Source organism: Planktotalea sp. (genome assembly GCF_965659345.1).
Lineage (GTDB): Bacteria > Pseudomonadota > Alphaproteobacteria > Rhodobacterales > Rhodobacteraceae > Planktotalea.
In genome coordinates this window covers 169,349-193,590 of record NZ_CBFHVK010000006.1, presented here as the reverse complement: position 1 = coordinate 193,590, position 24,242 = coordinate 169,349, and the positions used below count along the sequence as shown (strand labels likewise).

General features: G+C 54.2%; 21 protein-coding genes. 9 read left to right on the top strand and 12 right to left on the bottom strand.

Features of this window, described 5'->3' with window-relative positions; translation table 11 throughout:
- Positions 1-60: 60 nt before the first annotated feature.
- Entirely contained in the window at positions 61-957 is an 897-nt protein-coding gene (locus ACTG3Z_RS06775) for a LysR family transcriptional regulator (protein WP_439142095.1), read from the bottom strand.
- 118 nt (positions 958-1,075) lie between these two features.
- Here ACTG3Z_RS06775 and ACTG3Z_RS06770 point away from each other — a divergent pair, with 118 nt between their 5' ends.
- The 6 genes from ACTG3Z_RS06770 to ACTG3Z_RS06745 all read left to right on the top strand — a co-directional run bounded on the left by ACTG3Z_RS06770 (position 1,076) and on the right by ACTG3Z_RS06745 (position 4,863).
- Positions 1,076-1,504 carry a DoxX family protein gene (locus tag ACTG3Z_RS06770; protein WP_439142094.1) on the top strand — a complete coding sequence of 143 codons (429 nt, stop codon included), beginning with the start codon at positions 1,076-1,078 and terminating at the stop codon, positions 1,502-1,504.
- Positions 1,505-1,570: 66 nt separating this feature from the next.
- Entirely contained in the window at positions 1,571-2,458 is an 888-nt protein-coding gene (locus ACTG3Z_RS06765; RefSeq protein WP_439142092.1) for a VOC family protein, read from the top strand.
- 9 nt (positions 2,459-2,467) lie between these two features.
- The gene (locus tag ACTG3Z_RS06760; protein WP_439142091.1) at positions 2,468-2,968 is read left to right on the top strand and encodes a cytochrome b; all 501 of its coding nucleotides are present in this window, start codon (positions 2,468-2,470) and stop codon (positions 2,966-2,968) included.
- A 76-nt stretch (positions 2,969-3,044) separates the two neighbouring features.
- Positions 3,045-3,650 (top strand): sulfite oxidase heme-binding subunit YedZ, encoded by a 606-nt coding sequence (locus ACTG3Z_RS06755; RefSeq protein WP_439142090.1) that lies wholly within the window; start codon positions 3,045-3,047, stop codon positions 3,648-3,650.
- A 211-nt stretch (positions 3,651-3,861) separates the two neighbouring features.
- Positions 3,862-4,260 carry a hypothetical protein gene (locus ACTG3Z_RS06750; RefSeq protein WP_439142089.1) on the top strand — a complete coding sequence of 133 codons (399 nt, stop codon included), beginning with the start codon at positions 3,862-3,864 and terminating at the stop codon, positions 4,258-4,260.
- A 252-nt stretch (positions 4,261-4,512) separates the two neighbouring features.
- Positions 4,513-4,863 (top strand): hypothetical protein, encoded by a 351-nt coding sequence (locus ACTG3Z_RS06745; protein WP_439142088.1) that lies wholly within the window; start codon positions 4,513-4,515, stop codon positions 4,861-4,863.
- Between the two features lie 887 nt (positions 4,864-5,750).
- Here ACTG3Z_RS06745 and ACTG3Z_RS06740 read toward each other — a convergent pair.
- The gene (locus ACTG3Z_RS06740) at positions 5,751-6,674 is read right to left on the bottom strand and encodes a LysR family transcriptional regulator (protein WP_439142087.1); all 924 of its coding nucleotides are present in this window, start codon (positions 6,672-6,674) and stop codon (positions 5,751-5,753) included.
- Between the two features lie 100 nt (positions 6,675-6,774).
- Here ACTG3Z_RS06740 and ACTG3Z_RS06735 point away from each other — a divergent pair, with 100 nt between their 5' ends.
- From ACTG3Z_RS06735 to ACTG3Z_RS06725, 3 genes are read left to right on the top strand one after another with little or no spacing between them, the layout of a single operon-like run.
- Entirely contained in the window at positions 6,775-7,800 is a 1,026-nt protein-coding gene (locus tag ACTG3Z_RS06735) for a sterol desaturase family protein (protein ID WP_439142085.1), read from the top strand.
- 3 nt (positions 7,801-7,803) lie between these two features.
- Entirely contained in the window at positions 7,804-8,568 is a 765-nt protein-coding gene (locus ACTG3Z_RS06730) for an SDR family oxidoreductase (protein ID WP_439142084.1), read from the top strand.
- 12 nt (positions 8,569-8,580) lie between these two features.
- Positions 8,581-9,423, top strand: coding sequence for a 3-methyl-2-oxobutanoate hydroxymethyltransferase (locus ACTG3Z_RS06725; RefSeq protein WP_439142082.1), 843 nt, complete (start codon positions 8,581-8,583; stop codon positions 9,421-9,423).
- A gap of 867 nt (positions 9,424-10,290) precedes the next feature.
- Here ACTG3Z_RS06725 and cysG read toward each other — a convergent pair.
- The 10 genes from cysG to ACTG3Z_RS06675 form a co-directional block, all read right to left on the bottom strand.
- On the bottom strand, positions 10,291-11,688 hold the full coding sequence (gene cysG, locus ACTG3Z_RS06720; protein WP_439142080.1) for a siroheme synthase CysG: 1,398 nt from the start codon (positions 11,686-11,688) through the stop codon (positions 10,291-10,293).
- Positions 11,685-12,626 (bottom strand): glycosyl transferase family protein, encoded by a 942-nt coding sequence (locus ACTG3Z_RS06715; RefSeq protein ID WP_439142079.1) that lies wholly within the window; start codon positions 12,624-12,626, stop codon positions 11,685-11,687. The genes cysG and ACTG3Z_RS06715 overlap by 4 nt, the downstream gene beginning before the upstream one ends.
- Positions 12,623-15,202 carry a nitrate reductase gene (locus ACTG3Z_RS06710; protein WP_439142077.1) on the bottom strand — a complete coding sequence of 860 codons (2,580 nt, stop codon included), beginning with the start codon at positions 15,200-15,202 and terminating at the stop codon, positions 12,623-12,625. The genes ACTG3Z_RS06715 and ACTG3Z_RS06710 overlap by 4 nt, the downstream gene beginning before the upstream one ends.
- Positions 15,199-15,534: a nitrite reductase small subunit NirD gene (gene nirD / locus ACTG3Z_RS06705; protein WP_439142076.1), complete on the bottom strand. Its 336-nt coding sequence runs from the start codon at positions 15,532-15,534 to the stop codon at positions 15,199-15,201. Before nirD ends, ACTG3Z_RS06710 begins: the two co-directional genes overlap by 4 nt.
- Complete coding sequence (nirB, locus tag ACTG3Z_RS06700) at positions 15,531-17,960, bottom strand: nitrite reductase large subunit NirB (protein ID WP_439142075.1); 2,430 nt, start codon at positions 17,958-17,960, stop codon at positions 15,531-15,533. The genes nirD and nirB overlap by 4 nt, the downstream gene beginning before the upstream one ends.
- Positions 17,960-19,645 (bottom strand): ABC transporter ATP-binding protein, encoded by a 1,686-nt coding sequence (locus ACTG3Z_RS06695; RefSeq protein WP_439142074.1) that lies wholly within the window; start codon positions 19,643-19,645, stop codon positions 17,960-17,962. The genes nirB and ACTG3Z_RS06695 overlap by 1 nt, the downstream gene beginning before the upstream one ends.
- 6 nt (positions 19,646-19,651) lie before the next feature.
- Positions 19,652-20,725, bottom strand: coding sequence for an ABC transporter permease (locus ACTG3Z_RS06690; protein ID WP_439142072.1), 1,074 nt, complete (start codon positions 20,723-20,725; stop codon positions 19,652-19,654).
- A 66-nt stretch (positions 20,726-20,791) separates the two neighbouring features.
- Entirely contained in the window at positions 20,792-22,159 is a 1,368-nt protein-coding gene (locus ACTG3Z_RS06685; protein WP_439142071.1) for a CmpA/NrtA family ABC transporter substrate-binding protein, read from the bottom strand.
- Positions 22,160-22,385: 226 nt separating this feature from the next.
- On the bottom strand, positions 22,386-23,564 hold the full coding sequence (locus ACTG3Z_RS06680; RefSeq protein ID WP_439142070.1) for a CmpA/NrtA family ABC transporter substrate-binding protein: 1,179 nt from the start codon (positions 23,562-23,564) through the stop codon (positions 22,386-22,388).
- A 5-nt stretch (positions 23,565-23,569) separates the two neighbouring features.
- Complete coding sequence (locus tag ACTG3Z_RS06675; RefSeq protein WP_439142068.1) at positions 23,570-24,154, bottom strand: ANTAR domain-containing response regulator; 585 nt, start codon at positions 24,152-24,154, stop codon at positions 23,570-23,572.
- Positions 24,155-24,242: the final 88 nt, after the last annotated feature.

The following is a 24,242-nucleotide window of genomic DNA, read 5'->3' as shown; positions in this document are numbered from 1 at the left end:
GCACCATTTTGTTAAGCTAAAAGGTTTTGCGCTCAGGTCATACGTTTGGTCGTCAACATATTACCTCAAAACGCCAGAAAACCCATCTGGTCCAGCCAAGAAGTCCTGGAAACTTCTTACCTTGGCAGGTAGATAGCTACGATCAGCGTAAATCGCCTGAATATGCAATTTCGGCCATTCAGCCATGGGCAACACGACCTCAAGTCGGCCGTCTTTCAAATCATCCTGAGCGGCCCAGTTCGGAAGCATGGCCAAGCCCATACCTGCAACAGCCGCTTGGTGAAGAATGCTTTCGTTAGAGCTGGTCAAAATTGGCCGAAGCTTAATATCCATCCCTTTTTCCCCACCAAATTTTATGCGCCCGTCCGCTGCAACTTGAGAGTAAGCAAGCATAGGGGCGTTGTTTAGATCGTCTGGGGTTTCGGGGCGGCCAAAGCTGTCCAGAAAAGCTGGTGCCGCCACCATCTGAAACGTGACATCTGCTAGTTTTCGCGCGATCAGCCCATCGTCCAGTTTGAACGCAACACGCAGCGCCAGATCGATCCCCTCTTCAACCATGTTGATCTTGCGGCCACTCAGGTCGATGTCAAACGTGACATGCGGGTTTTGCTGATGATATGCATTCAAGATTTTAGCAAAGGCCGGATTGGACATCCAAACAGGCATCGACATTCTGAGCGTACCACGCGGCGAAAGGCTGTCTGTTGTCAATTGCGCCTCAGCTTCGGCCAAGCCATCAAGCAAAGGGCGGATCGTCTGCAAATACTGCGCACCAGCTTCGGTCAGGCTCACGTTGCGGCTATTGCGATTGAGCAAGCGCGCCCCGACGCGGGCTTCGACATGTTTGACGTGTTTGCTGGTCATCGCAGGCGAGATGTTGAGCCGGTCCGCGACGGCAGAGAAGTTCTTGTGCTCTGCGACTTCAGCAAAAACACGCAGGCTTAATAATGTGTCCATAATCAACTCTCAGTAAATGTTGCTTCAATAGATACCCTAATGATGTCGCAAAGAGAAACAGTTATTCCTGTTCTCATCACAACGCGCTGCAGAAGCGATTTTTTGGAAAGAGAACGACATGACAACGATTGACACAAACCCCGTACAGACCAGCAAGGGCTGGAATATTGGCCTTTGGGTCGCCCAAGCCTTATTGGCCGCAATGTTCTTGATGGCAGGCGCGACGAAGCTGATGTCCGGATCAGCCGAATTGGTCGCGATGGGCATGGGCTGGGCCGAAAACGCACCCTTCCTGCTGATTAAATTCATTGGCCTTGCCGAGGTCGCAGGCGGTTTGGGTCTGATCCTACCTGCCGCCACACGCATTATGCCTCACCTTACGAAATGGGCTGCAGCTGGTCTGTGTGTCATCATGGTCTTGGCAGCAGGCGTACACATCTTCCGCGGTGAATTCGAGGTAGTGCCGGTTAACCTGGTTCTGTTTGCACTGGCCGCTTTTGTGATCTGGGGCCGCACGAACAAGGCACCGATCGCACCACGCGCTTAATCCACCCCTAAGCGCCCCGGTTTCTCCCGCCGGGGCGCACTTTCCTTTGCAAAAGGTTGCCTTCCCATGCTCAATACTGCGCTTGCCGCCGACACGAACCTTTCCCCGCAAACTGACCGCCTGTCTTGGGGGCAGGTCGAACTTCGGGTGACCGACCTTGATCGCGCGGTTGCGTTCTGGACTTCAGCCTTGGGGCTGATCCAACGCGATCACTCAGCGCCCGGCGTTGCACTTGGAACAAAAGATAGCACGCTGATCATCCTTCGCCCCGGTGCACAAACCCCCGTCAAAGCGCCCTTCACGGGTATGTATCACGTCGCTATCGGCGTGCGCAGTCAGGTCGAGTTTTCACGCATGCTTGCCCGTTTGATACAAATGAATGTGCAGGTCGGGCCGACGGATCACTTAATGGCGAAATCGCTATACTTCCATGATCCTGATGGTCTGGAGATTGAGATCACCTATGAGACACCCGAGCGGTTCAGCCATTTTGGAGATATGTCCAAGGGCCTGACTTTGTACGATGTTGACGGCAACGCCCATTCTGGACGTGGACCGCTGGATGTGAGGGCCGAACTGGCCCATGCAGCGGGCGCAGATCCAATGGTACCGATGGCAGACGACAGCTACCTCGCGCATCTGCACTTCAAGGTGCCAGCACTGGAGCCCGCATTGGACTGGTTCGAAACCCTTGGATTTGAACGCCACCTGACGCTGGACGCTTGGGGCTTTGCCGATATGGGCGCGGGTGCGCCCAACACGCACCGTTTGGCCATGAATATCTGGGCCGGGCCAAACCGCCCGCCTATGCCACAAGATATGGCTGGATTGGTGCACTACGAGTTGTTCACACATGGTGAAGACGTCGCCTCACCACATCTGCAACAAGACGGCGATATCTTTCGCGGAACCGACCCCGCAGGCGTCGCAGTGAGCGTTCGCGCTGCCAAATAGGAGAGCATTATGACAGATACCCCGACATCCTACCGCCCCGCACAGATCATTTTGCACTGGGTCGTTTTCGCCGCCATTTGGGTGCAATGGCTTTTCAACGAGCCGATGAAACGCACCATCGAGGCCATGCAAACAGGCACCACACCCGAAGGCAACGATATGACAATGGCGTTGGTTCATGTGGGCTTTGGATCGACGATCCTGCTGGCCGTGCTCGCGCGGCTCTATCTGCGCTATCGCTACGGCGCGCCGGGTCACGCCCCTGGCACATCCCCGATGCAGGCCAAGATTGCCACTCTTGTTCACTGGTCGCTTTATGGCACGTTGATTGCCATGGTGGTTACAGGTGGGATGACGTGGAACGGTGTCGCCGATTTGGGCTATGTGCATTGGCTTTTGAATATCGTGCTTTTTGCCTTAATCACCGCCCATGCCGCCGCCGCCCTTTTCAACCAGTTCGTCCGCAAGGACGGCACACTGGCGCGCATGATCCCCGCCCTCAAAAAATAAAATATCGCCCGAGCCGCGACGAAAATTCATAGCACGGGCCTATCACCCCAACACCCACATTGGATTGGACCTCGATATGCAACGTTTCTTTGCAGCAACCTCACCATACTTCACATGGGCAGTGTTGGCTTCTCTTGGGGTCATGATGACCTTCACGGCGCTGACATCAACGGATCCGAAGATCTTCAACCAACTTGTGCACCCATCTGGTGAAACCTCCGCAAGGCTGTTGATTGTGACGATGATGGCGACCCCTTTGGCGATGCTGCTGAAAGGATGGCGAGGGCCGCAATGGCTCAAACGCAACCGCCGTTATCTGGGCGTTGCGTCATTTGGCTATGCGTTGCTGCACACGATTTTCTACCTGCTTGATAAGGCGTCACTGACCATAGTGGTCGATGAACTGCCACGCCTCTACATCTGGACGGGCTGGGTCGCGTTCATCATTTTCGTACCACTTGCGATGACGTCGATGGACTATTTCGTGCGCAAGATGGGGACATGGTGGAAATGGTTGCAACGCTGGACCTATGCCGCCGCCGTGCTGACACTAGTCCATTGGGCCGCACTGCATAACTGGAATGGCGCCGCACCCGCCCTTGTCCACTTTGGCCCGCTGATCGCACTTGAAGCCTACCGCGTCTGGTACTGGTATCTGCGTCCACGGCCCGCAGCTGCATAGCGACTGCCGTTCGCAATATGCTTAGATGCCGATCTTCTCAGCGATGGTTAAAGCTGAGCCTCCCCCTTTGAAGTGGTCCGCCCCTATAGTTAGGAAAGCGGAGGACCAGAGATGGCGATAAAGAGACCTAAGCCTGAAGAGATTGTCGCGATCTGTGGTTCAGATCACCGTTTGTGTCGCGGCACACATACAGTAAATGAAGGAGTTTCCAATGCTGTCCATTTTACGTCATCCAACCGTCCAAGTCTGCGGCGTTGCGCTAGCTGCCTCGGCCTTCAATAGCATGGTCTATTTTTTGATCCGCGAGCAAATGGATCCCGTTGCAGCGATGAATTTGACGGACGAGTATCGGCATTTCATCGAAATCCGGCCAACCTGGGAACTGATCGCCGCGCACCTGACTTATGTCACTGGCATCTTGGCGGTGCCGTTTCTTTTGCTGCGCCGCAAGCCCGCTGTCTGGCTATTTGCGATTTCAACTGTCGCCGCTGGGGTTACCTTGGCTCCGACATTCATCTTGGGCCCTTTCGTAATCGGAGTTATCATGTTGATCGTAACCTTCGCGGCTGCTTTATTTACATGGTTCTCTAGCAAGATAATCAAAGGTTGACCGGAGCAGCATCTGGGGCCAGCCCTGCCCTGAGCAGGCGGTTGGTTTTGCTTGGCTTGTCGGGTACCGCTTTGGCCGCCTGCGCGGGTAACCTTCCGAATATGCCCGCATAGTATTTTGGTACACAAACCGACCCTTAAGAGGCATCGCGGTTCGACGCGCGATTTTCAAGTGATCTTTGGGAGCGCCACCTTCATGCGCCGTCCATGAGCAGCGCGCCAAACATCTTAGCGCTTTCTGGTGGCGGCGAAGATGACACGGGCGCGCGTTGACGACGAAAGCCAGCGCTGTCGGGGTGGGCATCTCTATATGTTGATCAACAACACCCTAAGACCGGCTCCCCAGCATGTTGCACGGACCGTCATTGGCATCTCGCAACATGCTTTGACCCTCATGGTTCGTTCAAGTGCTGCCGCCACCGTGGACGCGGCACATTACTTCATCCAGCAAGCAGGCTTGGAGCTGTCAGTTGCGTCAATCGCCGCCGATGCAGATATCGACTTTGACCCGTCAGAGCGGTTTTCTCAGGCATATATGCAATCCGTGTTCGCGCATGGCTTTGAGCGCGCGACGCAAAACAGGGCATGGTTTAAGATGGGTTAGCACATTGTCCGCCCCACTTTGACCTGTTCCGCGGAACCTGAGCGGCCGCAGAGTCAAGTGTCGGCAAGCAATCATGCGTCAATACATCTTGTTTCCGATCGCTAATCAGAGGTCCATCCTCGGTTTTTCAATTTACAAAAGGCTGCCAACTTCAAAAAGCTGTTGGGCGTACGATTTTCCGCAGTTGAAAAGCGGCCATTAGTTACAAGAACGGTTAGGTCAATTTGCTCCGCTCCTCAATGGACGGTTCCGATTGCGGCGAAAGACGGTTTGAGTCTCACGCCTCAAAATGGCTTTAATGACCGGTCTGGATACAGCGGCTGCGACGCAGCGATCAGTGTTCAGCGCCTGCAAGCAATTGCTGCGTCAGCAAACACCACGAAGGGCAATAACCGCAAAGTCCACGTCTTTCGAGTTTTTGCAAGGCGCAGCGAAAGGGCGGTTTAGGTTTCACCATTTTCTACCCGATTGAAGGGCTGGTTTGGTGAAAATCGCTGCGTCGCCGAAGTTTCCGTGCTGCGCGAGCGAGCAAATGCTGCGTGAGCAATAGCAGCGGATGCAAAAGGCGGGTTTGTCCGCGCAGCAGACCTTGGAGACACGTGCAGCTAAGGTCCGCAGTGAGCCCAAACTTCCCGATGCTGCAAGTCGAACGAATGTCCACAATGCGGACAAAGTGAGCTTTCTCTAGGCCTAGATTCAGGTCTGCTTAAGGATGAAACAACTGTTTGGGTTTGAGGTTTCAGAGGCAGCGGCTGATTTCGCCTGAGTAGTTTCGATTCAACGCCTTTGGCGACATTTCCTGAGAGACGAGCTGGACCACGAATCTTCCCATTACTGCTCTGTTCTACGAAGCAAGCCGATTGCCGTCCTTTTAGCCGCTTACCAGGTCAGTCTTGGCGACCTATCAACTGGGTCAAAGCTTCAAGACATTTTCGTGGTGCGTTTCGGGTGCGTCCCCGTTCCGATAGAACCGCATAAAAACCGCGTTCGTAGCTTATGTAGTCTTCGTGTGCCTGAACCAACCGACCTGCAGACAGATAGGACTCCACCAAATGGCGCGCGCCAAGTGCCAGACCCTGGCCTGCAGCACAGGATTCGAGAAGATAGATGTAGTTGTCAAATCTGCGCGGTGCTGTTGAGGGTAGCTCTGCGTCATAAGATCGGAACCAATCGTGCCAACTTGCCCACCCTCGGTTGGGCAAAGACATGTCGAGCAAGGGAAGATCAGGCCAGTGCCCCGGATGTTTGGCCAATGCTGCCGCATTTTGCGTTTTGAACTCCGGCGAACACACAGGCTTCACCGCTTCGGAAAACAACAAGACATAGTCTTCTGATGGAATGCCGGTGACGTCATAATCAAAACGGATGTCAATTTGCGGGTCCAGATGTGCGTCCAGCGTTGCGTATTCCGCCGTCATGATGCGTACCTGTCCCTGATCACCGATCGCAGATTGCAAGGCATTGAACACTGGCATGATTAGCAAATGCGATATCGCATGTGTGCAGCCAATGATCACCGGCGCTTCGACGTCCCAATTTGCCACCTGCTCCATACCGTCGAGAATACTGTCCAGCCCCTGACCAATACGACGGGCTAGATGCTTGCCCTGCTCGGTCAACCGAACCCGCTGCTTGCTGCGCTCAAACAAGGACGCACACAGAATGGCCTCAAGGTCGGAGATATGGCGGCTGATCGAGGATTGTGACGTATTCAACTCACGCGCAGCGGCGGTGAAGCTTTCCAATCGTGCGCTGGCCTCGAAGGCCATAAGGCAGCGGACGGACGGCAAATGTATGGACGGCTTAATCATAGCATTTTTGATATCAACTTATGCGCATTGTGCAATATTCATGCGCCAAAGCACGCCGTAGGATAGCGTTAATCGTATCTTCTATTCGGTAGGTCTGCCTATGTCATCTTCTGAAATTGACGCATCTCAACTGGTTGCAGGTGCGCCTGCTGGCGAAAGCCGGGAATGGAATTGGCACCCTGCGTTGCCGATCGACACATCCCCCGTTTTCGAAGCGCCGCCACGGCCCTTTGCTTCGCTCAAATGGTACCTGAGCGCTTGGCTACCGATCTCGGAGCTGGCGATCTATGTGCTGATCGCCATCGCCGTTTGGATGTGGCTGCAGCCCGCGCCAGAACTCACTCAATCCCTAGAATTCGGATGGATTGCAGCCGTTTGGCTGCGCAACATCGTGATGTTCACGCTGATCGCGACAGCCCTACACCTGTGGCTGTACACTTGGAAGAAACAAGGCGACGCGCTGCGATATGACCGGCGGGGGCCAACGGCGAATGCACGCCTCTATGCCTTCGGCAGCCAGCTTTGGGACAACGTGACCTATGCCCTGCTCAGCGGTGTGACGATCTGGACGGTCTACGAAGTTGGCATGTGGTGGGGATATGCGAATGGATGGCTGCCCGCCGTCACACTGGCCGGAAGCCCTGTCTGGTTCGTTGCGTGGTTTGTACTGATCGGGATCTGGTATTCCTTCCACTTCTACTGCGTGCATCGGTTACTGCATTGGGGACCGATGTACCGCCGCTTCCATTCCGTGCACCACCGCAACATTGCGGTTGGCCCATGGTCGGGCTTTTCGATGCACCCGGTTGAGCATGTGTTTTACATGTCGTCGCTGCTGATCCATCTGGTGGTGCCGTCGCACCCGGTTCACATGCTGTTTCACTTGTATTGGCTGACGCTGGCCACGGCGACGTCCCATTCGGGATATGACGCCTTGATCCTTGGAAAGAACGCCCGGCTGGAGATGGGCAACTTCTTTCACCAACTTCATCACCGATACTTCGAGTGCAATTACGGAAACTCGGAAATGCCATGGGATCGCTGGTTCGGATCCTTTCATGACGGGACAGCGGATGGGCTGGCAAAGGTGCGGGCCCGTAAAAAGCCAATCTCACTTAGGAAATAGCCAATGACACAACGCGTTCTCGTGACCGCAGGCGCGGCGGGCATTGGCCGGGCGATTGCAGAGAAATTTCTGAGTGACGGTGCGCAGGTGGCCATTTGCGATGTCGATCAAGAGCAGCTTGACGCGATGGCGGTAGAGCATCCGCAGTTGATCACGAAGCGCGCTGACGTGACCAATGAGGCGGAAATGGATGCCTTCCTTCAAGGGCTGGAGGCAGACTGGCAGGGCGTTGATGTCGTTTGCGCCAACGCAGGCACGGGCGGCCCGGCCGGGCGGATCGAAACGCTAGGTTATGCGGAATGGCAGACCTGCGTGGCCACGAACCTGCACGGCAGCTTTTTGACCTGCCGGTGGGCGGCGCGTTTGATGCGTGCGCAGGGGAGCGGGCTGATCTGCCTGACGTCTTCCACTGCCGGGCAAATGGGCTATCCCCTGCGTAGCCCTTATGCAGCGGCTAAGTGGGCCATCGTTGGCCTGACAAAAACGCTGGCAATGGAGCTGGGTGAGGCGGGCGTGCGTGTGAACGCCATCTGCCCTGGTGCTGTCACCGGTCCGCGCATGGACCGCGTCATCGCCAATGAGGCCCAAGCGCGTGGGCAAGATGAGGAGGAGGTGCGCCTAAGCTATGTCAAAGGTGTCTCGATGAAAACCTGGGTCACAGCACAGGATATTGCCAACACCATCAGCTTTCTGGCGTCACCCGCTGGTGCCAAAATCTCCGGCCAGATTCTGGCTGTCGACGGCCATACCGAAACGCTGGCACCCTGATAGGAACGGATAATGGCGCTCAAGAAAATCTACACATTTGGCGGCGAACCAGCCCAGCGACATTTGACTGTGGCCGATTTCATTCAGCTCCGGGGGACCTGTAAGTTCACCTCCACAGTACCCGGCACAGAGGAAGAAGCCATGGCCTGTGCCGAAGCCGGAATTGACCACCTTTCGATCTGGGACACGATGACGCCGATCATCCGCGCAGGCGCGCCCAATGCGTTCATCAGCGCGACCCTGCCTATGACGCAATACGCAACAAAAGACGAAATCCTGCGTGCTGCGATCAAAGCAGCCGAGGCTGGAGCGGATGCAATTCAAACCCCGCGCAGCCTTGAGGTCGTCGAGATGCTGGTCAAGGAGGGCTTGTCTGTTCAGGGGCATCTCGGGCTGGTGCCACGGCGCTCAACCCAGGTTGGAGGTCTGCGCATTATTGGTAAGACGGCGCAAGAAGCGCTCGAATTGCTCGAGGATTTCCGGCGCTTGGAAGAGGCTGGTGCCTTTGCGGTCGAGGTGGAATGTGTTGCAGACAACGCCCTGGAAGCAGTCCGACATCATTCTAAACTTGTGACCCACTCGATTGGGGCCGGGTCTGCTGGCGACGTCATATTGCTGTACCTCGAAGATATTTGTGGTGATGTTGAAAATCCGCCGCGCCATGCACGCGCCTTTGGAGACCTGCGCTCGATCCGTAAAGAGCTTTCAAACGAAAGACTTCGCGCGCTCCAGTACTTCAAGAATGCGGTTTTAGACGGCACCTTCCCCGGAGCACTAGAGTCTGTTTCCATGCCTGAAAACGAGCACTTTGCACTGCAAGAAGCACTAGCAAAACGTACGCCCGTGCACAGTTGACGTACGGACGTGGGTGACCGTCTGACGTAGGGTCCTTCCAAACTTGCCGACAAGCCTGCCGCTGATAGTCCAGTGTGTAGGACAATAAACGGCCATTCGTTGACTACGCAGCATCGGTTGCAATGGGCTCACTGCCGCCATTAGATCGGTCGCAGGGTTTTCGCATCAGGGGCGTACCTTCACCGACATGGACGGCCCATAGGAGACATTCACAGCCTACTTGCGATGCTGTGGTCGCAGCCCGCTTTACGGTCATTACCTGCAAGTGCAAATTCTGAAGCATTGAGAATTTTCATTATTCGAGCTTTCCCGACCTTGATGTTTGGACAAGCTACTATTACCGCATCTGTTCGCTTTTTCGGCAGCTAACTTTTTGCAGTGCCTCGAACTTCAACAAACCAGCCATTCCAATCCGTGCTCTCATGCCAAATCTAAACTGTCCTTTCACTACGAAGAAATCAAACATCACTGGATTTGGGGCAAAGTGAACCCTCGGCTAAACGCTTTCGCTGATGCAACAACATTCTTCAAAACAAATAATAGATCGACAATCGTAATTCGCAGCTTTCGGGAAACGATGTCTGCTTGAAGAGTTCTTGGTGCAAATCCAAACGTGATCCATGCAGCTGCGTCGACTAATAGGATAATGCACAAGCCGTATAAACTGAAACTCTGGCCACCGATCACCCTAATTAGACTTGGGACGACGATTTAGACACCAAACTGAATTAAGTTTTCAGCAAAGTTGTTTGAAATAATCAGTGGCACCCGGCCAATGATCCGCTCTTTGCTCCAAACTTTGCGCTTATGGTAGATAAGAGAAATTTTGCTCAGTTGCACCTTTTGCATTGTGCGAAAAGTCTCTTGTTAGCAGGCCGCTTGTGAAGGTTGTGGGGGCATTAGCGTCCGCGAAAACGCGTGGGGCCAAGTCAAAAACAAGATCGCTGGATTTTCAATGGCGTTGCTCTTTATCGTCTGGACAAGCGTTTCTGCTGTGCATTTCGCGACCACCTGATTGCTGCGTTGCGCATTCGAAACAATGTCGATTTCGACGTGTTGTGCCAGCGAAGCGCCCATCAAGCCTTGGGCTATATCCACCGCAGTCCCAACACCCATGTAAACCGCAACGCGCATACCGGGCCGCATCGACGTCATCCAATCAGGCAGTTTCCCAGCTTGCGCAGACTGCCCTGTTGCCAACATCAGTGTATCGCATGTACCGCGTTCCGTCAGGAAACCACCCAAGGCCGCAGATGCCGCGCTGGCTGCGGTTACACCGGGAACAACTTCATAAGCTATGCCTGCCTCGCTCAACGCATCCGCTTCTTCAGCGCCGCGCGCGAAAACGCCGGGGTCACCACATTTCAAGCGAACAACACGCTTGCCTTGTTTCGCTGCGGCAACGATCACACCAGAAATCTTGTCTTGCGGCCAATGATGGCACCCTGGGGCTTTGCCAACGTAAACGCGTTCTGCATCGCGGCGCGCAAGATCAAGGATTTCAGGATCAACGAGGCGGTCGTAGTAGATGATATCTGCCTCTTGCAAACGCTGCACACCACGGAGCGTGATCAAGTCTTTTGATCCGGGCCCTGCTCCTACAAGCGCAACTGAGCCCACAGTGTCATCGCCAAAATTTGCAGTATCAATCGCTTGTTTAATCATCTGAGCTGCTTCGCGCTCAGATCCCTTTGCGTGTTTGTCGCGGACCGAACCGGAGAACACCCAACGCCATAGATCTCGACGTTGGCGCGGTTCTAATCGCAAGCTTGCGCGGTCACGCAAGCGTCCAGCCAAAGCGGCCAGATCGCCAAGGCGCGGCTCTAAGAGTTGCTCCATTTTCGTCTTGATCTGACGTGCGAGAACTGGCGCAGTACCTTCGGTTCCAATTGCCACTACAACGGGTGATCGATCCACAATCGACGGCGTGATCACATCACACAAATGCGGCTGATCGACGACATTCACCGTAGCCCCCACCCCTTTGGCAAGCATATGAAGGCAAGCATCCGTTGCAGGGCATCCGGTTGCCACAAAAACCAAGGCGCTGTCGTCAAAATCAGCTGTGCCAATCGGACCTTTTCGCCATTCCACACGACCTTGCGCATGAAGATCAGACAATTCGGGGTCAAGGGATGGCGCAAGTAAAATGATCGCGGCGTCAGTCTTTAAGATCAAGCGACACTTCTGAGCAGCTTGTTCGCCGCCACCGGCGATAATGACGCGCCTGCCTTGCATTTGAAGGAACATTGGGAAGGTTTTCATCCTGCTCTCCTTTTGTCTTGATGTCTTGTGGCCCAAAGACTTTTAGCGAGTTCTGTCGCTTGTTCGATTGTAGCTGCAGCATTCAAAGACCAAAGCGCCAAGGCGGCTGTCCCGATCACGGTTGCTGTGGCAAAGTCGCTCTCGTCTCCGCCACTCCAAAGAGCAGCCAAATCAACAGGTTGATCGGGATCATGCAGACGGCGGGTCACATCGATATCGGCTGGGACGACCTCGTTCAGCTCAACGCCATTGCGGAACCCGAACACCGCTGTGTCCTTGGCAGGATGGCGTTCAAATTCACCGCCGCCACCCTTTATGATGGTCAGGTTTTGATCCCCTAGCAAGGTGGCCGCACGCGATTGCAAACCGCGATAGGATGGATGAAATACGCCTTGAACAGAGACACGCGCACCGCTTGGGTTCCACATGCGCAGCACAGTGTTTATGCAACTGCGCAGTCCGAATGTGTCGCGCAAACGCAAAAGGTTGAACGCAGGTTCGCTTAAATGTTCCAGCGGGTAATAGGCCAGCCTATCCCCCTCAAGGTCTAATGCGACAAGTGCTGCGCGCGGATCGGCGACGCTCCCTTGATGTGAATTCCAGCCATGTAACGCGACTTTGTAACCGGCTTGTGAAACCAATTTTGCGGACAAAAGGAACAACGGCGCACCGCGCGTGCGTCCCGCTGCATAACACGGCCAATCAAGATCAGCTTGTGGGATACGGCTGCTGCTTGAGCGCAAGGCCGCAGTGAAACCCGCGATCTCGGCGTCCGTTTCACCGCGCAGGCGCAGCACCATCAGCAAAGCGCCCAGCGCTTCGGGCGCCGCTTCGCCCGATAGGATGATGCCCATAGCGCTCATCGCCTCCGCTTGGGTCAGAGCGCGCGCGCGACCTTTGCCTTGGGCGACAATGCGAACATAGGACGCGAGCGTCATTCGGCTGCCATTGGCAGTTGCACCTGCTCTAACAACGCCCCGAGCTCAGGTTTGCATGATCCACAATTTGTGCCTGCACATGTCGCCGCACCGAGCCCGTCAATGCTCAAAGCACCACCCGCAATCGCCGCGCGCAGGGTGTTCACACCTACGTTCATGCAGGCGCATATCGTAACACCCGGATCAGGTTGATCAGCGCCGCTGCGCCCCGCCAAAGCCTGAAGTGCGGGGGCATCCGTTCCAATCAGCGAAATGACCGTATTGCGAGCAAGCGAAACGGGATCGGGGCTGATGAAAAAGACGCCCACAAGCCTGTTGCCTTCATGAAACGCAAGCCGCGTCGCTTGGCTGTTTCTGTCGTGCAGCTCACTCGCCGTGGCCTTGGGCAAAGACAGTGATTTGCGCGCAAATGCCTCCCAATCCTGAGGCTGCTCCAGACCTGCAAATTCACCTTGCCAGCCCGTCAAAGACCGCGCAATCGCTGCATACTCCCCGACTAGGTTCATTTGCTTGGCGCTCGCAGCGAAAGCAAACCAGTTCGCGTCGAACTTGCGCGCATTGACTGTGTTATTCTTGGTCGCTGGTTGGCCTGAAATGGGGTCAAGCACAGGCGCTGTGAGCGTATTGATCAAGCCTGTGTTGCTTTGTTGGCGAGTCCAGTGCATTGGCGCGCAAATCTGGCCAAGTGCTGCCTGATCAGTGATGCGCGCACGCAGAACCGCTCGGCCTTGGGCGTTTGACAGCGCAATCAAATCCCCGACCTCAACGCCCAACTTGGCGGCATCTTTGGGATGAATTTCAGCGTAGGGTTCAGCAAGATGACTGCCCAGTTTGGGAGCTTTGCCACTACGGCTCATCGTATGCCATTGATCGCGATTGCGCCCTGTATTCAGAGTAAAGCCGTCGCACGCGCTGAGTTCAGGCGCACAGACTGGCAGCATTTTGGCTTTGCCATCTGCATGAAAGAACTGACCATCGGCAAAGAAACGTGTGTTGTCTTTGGGCCATTGTGTTGGGATCAAATTGGCGTAATCAACATCCGCGAATATGCTAAGATCAAGATCGCGGCCAAAGTCTTGCGCGGCCGCTGACAGCGCAACATACTCGGCAAAAACTTCGGCGGGAGTTTCAAACGCGAACGCCTCGCCCCATCCCATGCGCACGCCAACATCGCACAGCGTTTTCCAATCAGGGCGCGCTTCGCCCGGTGCGGGCAGGAATGCGCGCTGTCGAGAAATGCGTCGCTCTGAGTTGGTGACTGTGCCGTCTTTTTCGCCCCAAGCGGTTGCAGGCAAAAGCACATCCGCCAGATCGCCCGTATCCGTGCGCGCCATGATGTCGGAGACAGCCACGAAGGGTACATTTGCAATTGCATTCGCCACGTTCTCTGCATCTGGCAGACTGACAGCAGGGTTCGTTGACATGACCCACAAGGCTTTGATCTGTCCATCTGCGCAGGCCTTGAACATATCCACAGCCTTTAGGCCCGCCTGCGTACACATGGTCGGGCTTTGCCAAAACTCTTGAACTCGCGCGCGGTGAGCTGCGTTTTCAATATCAAGGTGATTGGCGAGCATATTGGCAAGCCCACCGACCTCACGCCCCCCCATCGCATTGGGTTGACCTGTCACAGAAAACGGACCGCAGCCAACTTTACCAATGCGACCCGTCGCGAGATGGCAATTCAGGATCGCATTGACCTTGTCGGTACCATTGCGCGATTGATTGACGCCTTGGGAATAAACCGTGACGACTTTCTTTGTGCCGGCCCAGAGGTGATTAAATTGAGTGAGTTCCGCTTGGCTTAACCCGCTGTCCAAAGGATCATCAAGGCGCGCTTGTGTAATAGCAGGCAAAGCGCCGTTTACATGCTGTGCGACGTAGCTCTGATCAAGCTGATCCGTGTCAGCCAAATACGCGAGCAAACCATTGAAAAGCGCGACATCCCCATCCGGCGCGATGCGCAAATGATGATCGGCAAGCGCCGTTGTCGCCGTTTTGCGCGGATCTACGTTGACCACTTTCATCGACGGACGCGCAGCTTTTGCAGCTGCGATGCGTTGATGCAAAACAGGGTGGCACCATGCAAGGTTCGATCCAACCAAGACGATCAAATCCGCTTCTTCGAGATCTTCATAAGTGCCCGGAACAGTGTCGGTGCCAAACGCACGTTTGTGCCCCGCGACGGATGAGGCCATGCAAAGACGCGAATTTGTGTCGATATTTGCGGAGCCGATGAACCCCTTCATCAGCTTGTTTGCGATGTAGTAATCTTCCGTCAGGATTTGACCAGAGACATAAAAGGCAACGCTGTCTGGTCCATGATCTCGAATAGCCGTGCTAAACTTTGCGGCCATAAGGTCCAACGCTTCGTCCCAACCTGCATCACGCCCCGCGATCTGGGGGCGCAACAATCGTCCTTCAAGATCAATGGTGTCGCCTAAAGCAGAGCCTTTCGAACAAAGCCGGCCATAGTTCGCAGGATGCTCTGGATCACCTTCAATATTGCCGCCCGCATCCGCGAGAACACCGCAGCCAACACCGCAATACGGACATGTGGTGCGCGTCAAAGTCATGCGACGGCCCTTTGCGTCAGAAACTGCGCGTCTAGCAAGATGCGCCCGTCCTCAACCTTGGCTGGATAGGTCGCAACTTGCCCTTCGTCCGCGCCTTGCACCGTGCCCGTTTCGAGCGAGATAACCCAGTTGTGCAAAGGGCATGTTACGGCGTTGCCATGTACAATCCCTTCCGCCAGAGGCCCTTGCTTGTGCGGGCACGCATTGTCGAGCGCGAAGACTTCATCTTTGACCGTTCGAAACACTGCGACACATCCATGCACGGTTTTAACCAACCGTGCTCCACGTTGTGGGACGGCATCTAAGGCCGCGATATCGATCCAAGTGCTCATTCCGCGGCCTCCAAAGTTAGGTTTGCAAGTGGCTGATACGTCTCGGCTTTTTCAACGTGTTGCGCCCATGGATCTTTGCGATAGATTGTTTGAGACAGCTCAAAGCGAGAGACGAGTGCCGCGCGGGTTTCCAAATCAGCAACCTGTTCTTGAATCCATTCAAGGCCAACTTTCCCCATCCATTTATAGATGCGGTCCAGATATTTGGCGTTTTCGCGGTAGGACTGCGTGACAGCTTTGACGACGTCCATGACCTCTTGCTCGGACGTGACCTGACAGAGCAATTCGGTTTCACGCACGTCCATACCAGCCGCGCCGCCGATGCTGATCTGATAGCCGCTGTCGACACAGACAATTCCGATATCTTTGCAAGTGGCCTCTGCACAATTACGCGGACACCCCGACACTCCAAGTTTCAATTTATGAGGTGTCCAAGATCCCCAAAGCGCTTTCTCAAGCTTGATCCCAAGGCCTGTGCTGTCCTGTGTGCCAAAACGGCAATGATCGGTGCCAACACAGGTTTTTACCGTGCGCAGACCTTTGGAATAAGCGTGGCCAGAAACCATGCCCGCCTTGTTCAAATCATCCCAGATCGCGGGCAAATCCTCGCCTTTGACACCCAGTAAATCGATGCGCTGTCCGCCTGTGACTTTGACAGTCGGAACCGCGAATTTGTCAGCCGCATCCGCAATCGCGCGCAGCTCTTTCGGCGTGGTAATCCCACCCCACATGCGTGGCACGACGCTGAAAGTGCCGTCCTTCTGGATGTTGGCGTGTTTGCGTTCGTTAATGAAACGCGACTGTGGATCGTCTTGATACTCAAGTGGCCAATCAGCAAGCAGATAGAAATTCAATGCAGGACGGCAAACGTGGCAGCCACAGGATGTTTTCCAACCGCATTCCTGCCAAACCGCAGGCATCGATTTCAATTCCTGAGATTTGATCATGCGCCGCACGTCTTCGTGGGTCATGTCGGTGCAACCACACACTGTCGCTGCCGCTGGTATAACAAAGTCATCACCTAAAGTGACGGCCAAGACCTGCTCAACAAGACCGGTGCATGTGCCACAAGACCCCGACGCTTTGGTCGTTGCGCGAATGGCGGCCAGATCCGTCGATCCTGCTGCGATTGCATCTTCGATTTCGCCTTTGCAAATGCCGTTGCAGCCACAGATTTCCGCATCACGCGGCAACGCTGCAACGGCTGAGAGCGGGTCCGAGGGGGCACCGCCTTGATAGGCTGGACCAAAGATCAAAGTCTCGCGCATGTCTGCGATATCAGTCTTGTCGCGGATCAGTCCAAAGAACCAATTGCTGTCGGCTGTATCACCATACATGACCGCGCCAACGACGGTGTTATTTTCTAGCACAAGGCGACGATAAACACCGCGGGCTGGATCACGGAAGACGATATCTTCGCGCCCTTCTGCTTCGGCAAAATCACCTGCACTGAACAAATCACATCCTGTAACTTTCAGCTTGGTCGATAGCTCTTTTTGAACGAACTGCGCCTCTTCCCCGAGCAGGGTTTTCGCAACCACTTTCGCCTGATCATAGAGCGGGGCAACAAGGCCAAAGATCGCGCCATCATGTTCAACGCATTCGCCCACTGCGAGGATGCTTTCATCCGAAGTGCGCATTTGGTCGTCCACATGGATGCCTTTGCCAACAGCCAAACCAGCGTCCTGCGCGAGTTTTATGTTGGGGCGAATGCCCACGGCCATGACCAAAAGATCGCAGGGCAATTCTGTGCCATCATCCAGCAACAGCGCTTTGACTTTACCGTTCTCGCCGAGGATCTCCTTGGAGTTGGCAGAGCATTTCACGGTGATCCCTTTGTCGATCAAAGCCTTGCGCAATAGATAACCCGCTGCTTCGTCCAATTGACGCTCCATGAGGTGACCCATGATATGGATCACAGTCACATTAACGCCGCGTGCTGCCATGCCTGCGGCAGCCTCTAGACCAAGTAATCCTCCCCCGATGACGACAGCTTTGTGATCAGACCCTAGGTCCATCATGCGCTGCGTATCTTCAAGGTCGCGGTAGGCAATGACACCTTCCAAATCGTAACCCGGCAATGGGATGATAAAGGGGTTCGAGCCTGTTCCGAAGAGCAGTTTATCATACTCTAGTATATCACCATTTTCGGCCGTCACGGTCTTGGCCGCACGATCTACGCTTAAGATCTTCTCGCCGAACCGGCAGTCGACGCCATTCTCTTCATACCAATCAGACGTATGAATAACGATTTCCTCGTAGGTCTTGTCACCAGACAAAACGGGCGAGAGCATGATGCGGTCATAGTTGCCACGCGGTTCTGCATTGAAGAGCGTGACGTCGTAATCGCCGCCTGCCTTTTTTAATTGCTCCAACGCGCGGCCAGAGGCCATGCCAGCGCCGATGATGATCAATTTTTGAGCCATTATTTTGCCGCCACTGCTGGTTTCGTAAGGGGTTTTGGTTTGGGCTTTGCGCCGTGCTCGTATTCCTCAAGGAAATCGAGAACTTCTGCGCGATACTTGTAGTAATCAGGATGCTCTAGAAGCGCCTTGCGGGTCCGCGGGCGTGGCAGTTTCACATCTGTGATCTTGCCAATGGTCGCTTGCGGTCCGTTGGTCATCATCACGACGCGATCCGCGAGCAGGATTGCTTCGTCCACATCATGCGTAACACACACGGCAGTGACTTTGGTGCGTGACCAGACTTCCATCAGAACCTCTTGCAGCTCCCAACGTGTGAGGCTGTCGAGCATGCCGAAAGGTTCATCAAGCAGCAGGAGTTTGGGCGACAAGGCAAAAGCGCGCGCGATGCCGACACGTTGCTTCATACCGTTGGACATGGATGCCGCTTGCTTGTCCATACTGTCCGCAAGGCCGACGCGTTCAAGGTAATACTCGATCACATCCTGACGCTCGGCAAGGCTGGCTTTTGGATAAACCTTGTGAACCCCAATGGCGACGTTTTCCTTGGCAGACAGCCATGGAAACAGATTAGGCGATTGAAACACAACTGCGCGTTCGGGATCAGCGCCTTCGACGTTCCAACCGTCAAGACGGATCGCCCCTTTAGAGATCGGATTAAGGCCCGCAGCCATTGTTAGGACCGTAGATTTACCGCAACCCGAATGGCCGATGAGGCTAATGAATTCGCCCTTGTTCACTTTGAGGTCGAAGTCCTCAACAACAGTCAACGGACCCTTTGGGGTCGGATAGACTTTGTCGAGTTGCGAAAATGTCAGATAGCGCTCTTCAAGACCGCCCTTTTGCGCCTCTACGACAGCGGCTGGGACTGTATGGATAGGCGTGACATCCGGTAGGTTTCGCGACCCTTCCACTTTCGCCGCGATGCCGACATCCATCAAATAGTTGGTGACTTTGACGCGCAGTGCTTTGAACGTGGCGTCGTCATTCATCGCGCCGCGATCACGCGGGCGCGGAATGTTAACGGGGACTGGATCGGCTAGAGTGCCATCTGGGTTTAGCGGAATAATGCGATCCGCAAGCAAAATTGCTTCATCCACATCGTTAGTGATCAAAATGCAGGTTTTCTTATCCGTTTCCCAGATATCAAGGATCTCATCAGCCAGATTGGCGCGCGTCAGAGCATCCAAAGCACTCAGCGGCTCATCAAGCAAAAGCATCTCAGGGTTCATCGCAAGTGCGCGTGCAACAGACACACGCTGACGCATTCCCCCAGACAGTTCAGCAGGGCGACGCGTCGTTGCATGCGACAGACCTACCATTCCAACGTAATGATCAATTTTCTCTTGCCGCTCATCTTTGCTGAGTTTTGGAAAGACCGCATCGACGGCAAGGCCCACATTGCCCCCAACGGTCAGCCAAGGCATGAGAGAGTAGCTTTGAAAGACCAAGCCGCGTTCTGGACCGGGGCCAGTGATAGGCGCGCCCTTGAAGGTGACGCTGCCTTGATCAGGCATTTCGAGCCCTGCAATCAAGTTCATCAAAGTGGATTTCCCTGTGCCGGAAAATCCAAGGATCGCGACGAACTCCCCCTCTTTGATATCAAGGTTAATACCTTTGAGGACATCCATGCGGGCCGTGCCCTGACCAAAGCTTTTGGAGACGTTATCGAATTTTAGAATGCTCATGACGACCTACCTGTTCTCTGTGAAGGTGAACATGGATTGCAGCGCGAACATCACCCGATCGAGGAGGAAGCCGATGATCCCGATCGTGAACACGGCGACCATGATCTTGGCGAGCGATTGAGACGAGCCGTTTTGGAATTCATCCCAAACGAATTTACCAAGACCGGGGTTTTGCGCGAGCATTTCAGCAGCAATTAGAACCATCCAACCGACACCGAGCGAGAGGCGCAAGCCAGTGAAGATCAGCGGCAAAGCAGATGGCAGAACCAGCTTGGTGATCTTGGAATAAGTGCTCATTTTCAGAACTTTGGAGACGCTCACGAGGTCCTTATCGATGGAAGACACGCCAAGGGCGGTGTTGATTAACGTGGGCCAAAGCGAGCAAAGCGTCACGGTGATTGCGGAAACGAGGAAGGATTTGGTGAACAAACCATCGTTGCCCGCATAGACCGCGGAAACCACCATTGTGACAATGGGGAGCCACGCAAGCGGGCTGACAGGTTTGAAGACCTGAATGATCGGATTGATCGCGGCGTTTGCGGTTGCTGAGAGACCCGCAGTGATGCCAAGCGGAATGGCGATCAAGGAGCCGATGAAAAAACCGAAGAAGACCGTTTTGATCGACGTCCAGATTTGCGCATAGTAGGTCGGTTTCCCTGTATAAACACGCTGCTTAACCTTATCCTCTTTACCGTCTGCGATTAGCTTGGCATTGCGCTCGTCTTGGCGCACATAGAAGGCCGCTTCTTTCTCGCGCTCACGCACAGCATCAGCGTTTAAGCTCACGGCTTGTTGCCATACCTGAACCGGACCCGGGATCGCACCAAGCGATGTTTGAACCGTGGGTGCCAATGCCGCCCAACCAGCGATAAAGACTGCAATCGCCAATACTGGCACGCCGAGCAAACGCCAGATTTCTGATACTTGCGCCTTTGGATTATCCCCAGCCGCCGCTTTTAGAATAGGTGTGAGCCACGCCATGCCCAGCACTTTGAACCATGCATCTGCTTTGTTGATCCGCGTGAAAAGACGCGTGCGCCTTGCTTCTGCTTCAAGTGTATCTGGGTCAATGACAGTCATTTCGACACCTTCGATTTAGAATTGGGAAAAGGTGCTCACCGCATCTGAATACGGTGAGCAGAGGTCTTAGTTGACGACTTCGGAGCCTTTGATCATCTGATTACCTTTCAGGCCGATGGGCAGGCTCTCAAGATAGGCGTTGGGCGTGCGACCATCGTAGGCGATGCCGTCGATGATATCGCTCGCGGGCGTCGGGGCTTTGAAGCCATCGCTGTCCCAAGGGAAGTCCGCCTCATCGACCAAGCCATCGTCCACCAGCGAGCGCGCAGCGGTGAGGTAGATGTCAGGGCGATAGACCGACTTGGCTGTTTCAAAGAACCACTCGTCGGACTTCGGTTCAGCGATTTGACCCCAGCGACGCATCTGGCTCAGGTACCAAATCGCATCAGAATAGAACGGGTAAGTCGCGTCATACCGAAAGAACACGTTGAAATCCGGCGCAGGGCGCACATCGCCTTTCTCGAATTCAAAGAAACCCGTCATAGAATTGGCGATGACTTCTGCATCCGCGCCCACATACTCAGAGCGCGACAAAATCTCGACAGCTGCTTCACGGTTGGCGTTGTCATTTTCGTCAAGCCAGATCGCGGCGCGGATCAGCGCTTTGGTCAGGGCAGTTGTTGTGTTCGGGTTCTCTTCGGCGAACTCTTTGGTGATCCCAAAGACCTTTTCAGGATTGTTCTTCCACATGTCATAATCAGTGACGACCGGAACACCGATGCCTTTAAAAACGGCCTGTTGGTTCCATGGCTCGCCCACGGAGTAGCCATTGATCGTGCCTGCTTCCATCGTTGACGGCATCTGCGGTGGAGGTGTCACCGAGAGAAACACATCCGCACCGATCTGACCGCTTACGTCCTCAGGCGAGTAATAACCCGGCTGCAACCCACCAGCGGCAAGCCAGTAACGGATCTCGTAGTTGTGTGTGGAGACGGGGAAAACCATGCCCATGTTGAAGGGCTCACCGCGGTCTTTGTATTCTTCAACCACCGGAACCATCGCTTCGGCGCTGATTGGGTGCTGTGGACGACCGTCGTCCATCGTTGGAACATTTGGCTTCATCTGCTCCCAAATGTCGTTCGACACTGTGATCGCGTTACCGTTCAGATCCATCGAGAAAGGTGTGATGATATGTGCTTTGGTGCCGTAGCCGATTGTCGCGGCGAGAGGCTGACCCGCGAGCATGTGTGCACCGTCAAGATTGCCGTCGATCACGCCGTCCAAAAGCACTTTCCAGTTCGCTTGCGCTTCGAGCGTGACAAACAAACCTTCGTCTTCAAAATAACCGTTTTCATAAGCAATGGCCAAAGGGGCCATGTCGGTTAGTTTAATGAACCCAAAGGTGAGTTCATCCTTCTCCAAATCAAGCAGTTCGGCCATGGCAGGACTAGCGATTAAGGCGGTGGAGGCGAGGAGCCATTTGAGAGTATTCATCTTTTTATCCCTGTAGAAATGCAAAAAGCCGCACGATTCACGTATGCAGAGGGGAGGTGTGCATACATCAATCGAGCGGCTTTGCTCTTGAATTCGTTAGCAGACAGCATCGTCAGCTTAGTTAGGCATCTTTGCCTAGGGGTCACTTTGCAACGCACTTTCAGATGTTACCAGCAGGTTAAGTTGCTATCGCAGCATTTTTTGCTGCAACGCAGAAACTTGCTTACTAATTAGGCAATTGAGACCCACTAAAGTCGAAAATCGCGCCATCAAAGAAGCGATCTGGCCCTAGAATCATCTCGCCGTTAAGCGAAGAGACTGCTGTTGGAACGCTCAAAGCTCCTTCAATTTTCTCAGACGCTCCCGGTAAATCACTGCCAATCGGCATCAATGCAGCGCGATAAAGATCAGAGCGGAAACACGCACGCGCGGGTTCAAGGACGCTTTGGGGGTCCAACCCGTGCAATCGCGCAAGTGCATCACCAATGAAGGCCGCCTGCGAGCGCCAAGGAAAATTCGCGGCATTCTTATGAAAGCTAAGAAAGCCCTGTGACGTTTGCGCACGATCATCAAGCTTGGTCGCTATCCGATTGCTGAGAGCCGGCTCAATCGCATGATCAGGTAGATCAAGGTGATGCGAGCGTGCAAGGATCTCGGTGGCAAGCGCAATGTTCTCGGGCTGATCAAGCCAATGCGTTGCACGATAAATTGCTCGGATCATCGATGCGCAAGTTTCCTTATTGGCCTCGGCCCACTCATTGCGCACGCCCAGAACCTTTTCAGGTGCAAACTGCCATATGCTTGAAGATGGCAGGATTAAAGTCGCAGCACTTTGCTGTACAGCAACAGAGCCCCAAGGTTCGCCGACACAAAACATATCCAGCGCGCCATTTTTAACGGCATCCGCCATACGTGGCGGTGGCACTGTGACAATCTCTATCCGCTCTGCTGCGTAATCAGGCGATTGTGTCAGCCAGCGCTCTAGTAAAATACGGTGCATCGAAAATGGAAAGGGCACGCCAATACGCAATTGTTTTCTCTGCGTTGCAAACAACGCTTTAGACGTTGCTTTCGGGTCGTCAAAACCGTTGTGCCATCGCGTTGCGCCCATCGCTTGAGCCAAACTGTCTGAAACGCCAATGACAGTACCGTTGATTGAAAGGACCATCAGTGCGTCGATCTTTGACGGCATCCCACCGAGTTCGAGCGACATAGCGACGGGCATAGGTGAGAGCATATGTGCGAATTCAATTTGCCCAAACGCCAGCATATCGCGCAGAGCAGACCAAGACGGCTGTTTCAATAAGCACAGATCAAGACCCTCTTGAGACGCAAATCTAAGCTCTTTGGCAATCACCAACGGCGCGCAGTCTACAAGTGGTAAATATCCACATTTTACCTGCATCCCATTCACTGCAAAAGTTCCGCTGCTGTAACCAATGCAGAGGCGACTTCTATGACCTTTCGCCCTTGATCCATCGCAGTCTTGCGCATCAGCCCATATGCCTCATCTTCTGAAATTTTTCGTGCGCGCATTAACAATCCTTTGGCGCGATCAATCGTTTTGCGGTCTGTAAGAGCTTGCTTTGCTGCATTTAACTCCGATTGCATTTTTGCGGTCATCTGGAACCTCGCAATCGCTGTTTCGAGCACTGGCTTGATGCGATCTTTTTGCAGACCGTTCACAACATAAGCGCTCAAGCCCGCTGAAATTGCCGCTTGTGTCATCCCTTCATCCGAGTGATCGACGAACATCGCGACAGGGCGACTGCGCGCGCTCGAAACAAGGCTGAGATGTTCCAACGTATCGCGATCCGGGTTAACAAGATCGATCAACACAATATCTGGATTATACTGCTTCATGATACGCTCCAATGTGGTTGATGTCGCGATCACAAAGACGTCCGGCCAACCGCCATCTTTAAGAGCGTCAATAATCTCGCACGCACGACTTTTGTCTGGCTCAACGACAAGTATTTTCAATGAAGTGTCCACTCGAAGACCCATGTGCAACTTCGGTAGTACTTACTAGTTTTTTTGAAGGCACCGAACGGATTTGAGTGTTGAATGCTACGAAAAATCG

Bases quoted from the DNA above. Each gene is read 5' to 3' on its own strand.
- ACTG3Z_RS06725 (WP_439142082.1), top strand. From the start codon at position 8,581: ATGGCGCTCAAGAAAATCTACACATTTGGCGGCGAACCAGCCCAGCGA.
- ACTG3Z_RS06735 (WP_439142085.1), top strand. From the start codon at position 6,775: ATGTCATCTTCTGAAATTGACGCATCTCAACTGGTTGCAGGTGCGCCT.
- ACTG3Z_RS06685 (WP_439142071.1), bottom strand. From the start codon at position 22,159: ATGAATACTCTCAAATGGCTCCTCGCCTCCACCGCCTTAATCGCTAGT.
- ACTG3Z_RS06750 (WP_439142089.1), top strand. From the start codon at position 3,862: ATGCTGTCCATTTTACGTCATCCAACCGTCCAAGTCTGCGGCGTTGCG.
- ACTG3Z_RS06765 (WP_439142092.1), top strand. From the start codon at position 1,571: ATGCTCAATACTGCGCTTGCCGCCGACACGAACCTTTCCCCGCAAACT.
- ACTG3Z_RS06695 (WP_439142074.1), bottom strand. From the start codon at position 19,645: ATGAGCATTCTAAAATTCGATAACGTCTCCAAAAGCTTTGGTCAGGGC.
- ACTG3Z_RS06740 (WP_439142087.1), bottom strand. From the start codon at position 6,674: ATGATTAAGCCGTCCATACATTTGCCGTCCGTCCGCTGCCTTATGGCC.
- ACTG3Z_RS06775 (WP_439142095.1), bottom strand. From the start codon at position 957: ATGGACACATTATTAAGCCTGCGTGTTTTTGCTGAAGTCGCAGAGCAC.
- ACTG3Z_RS06760 (WP_439142091.1), top strand. From the start codon at position 2,468: ATGACAGATACCCCGACATCCTACCGCCCCGCACAGATCATTTTGCAC.
- ACTG3Z_RS06745 (WP_439142088.1), top strand. From the start codon at position 4,513: ATGACACGGGCGCGCGTTGACGACGAAAGCCAGCGCTGTCGGGGTGGG.
- ACTG3Z_RS06715 (WP_439142079.1), bottom strand. From the start codon at position 12,626: ATGACGCTCGCGTCCTATGTTCGCATTGTCGCCCAAGGCAAAGGTCGC.
- cysG (WP_439142080.1), bottom strand. From the start codon at position 11,688: ATGAAAACCTTCCCAATGTTCCTTCAAATGCAAGGCAGGCGCGTCATT.
- ACTG3Z_RS06710 (WP_439142077.1), bottom strand. From the start codon at position 15,202: ATGACTTTGACGCGCACCACATGTCCGTATTGCGGTGTTGGCTGCGGT.
- ACTG3Z_RS06730 (WP_439142084.1), top strand. From the start codon at position 7,804: ATGACACAACGCGTTCTCGTGACCGCAGGCGCGGCGGGCATTGGCCGG.
- ACTG3Z_RS06770 (WP_439142094.1), top strand. From the start codon at position 1,076: ATGACAACGATTGACACAAACCCCGTACAGACCAGCAAGGGCTGGAAT.
- nirD (WP_439142076.1), bottom strand. From the start codon at position 15,534: ATGAGCACTTGGATCGATATCGCGGCCTTAGATGCCGTCCCACAACGT.
- ACTG3Z_RS06755 (WP_439142090.1), top strand. From the start codon at position 3,045: ATGCAACGTTTCTTTGCAGCAACCTCACCATACTTCACATGGGCAGTG.
- ACTG3Z_RS06680 (WP_439142070.1), bottom strand. From the start codon at position 23,564: ATGCAGGTAAAATGTGGATATTTACCACTTGTAGACTGCGCGCCGTTG.
- ACTG3Z_RS06690 (WP_439142072.1), bottom strand. From the start codon at position 20,725: ATGACTGTCATTGACCCAGATACACTTGAAGCAGAAGCAAGGCGCACG.
- nirB (WP_439142075.1), bottom strand. From the start codon at position 17,960: ATGGCTCAAAAATTGATCATCATCGGCGCTGGCATGGCCTCTGGCCGC.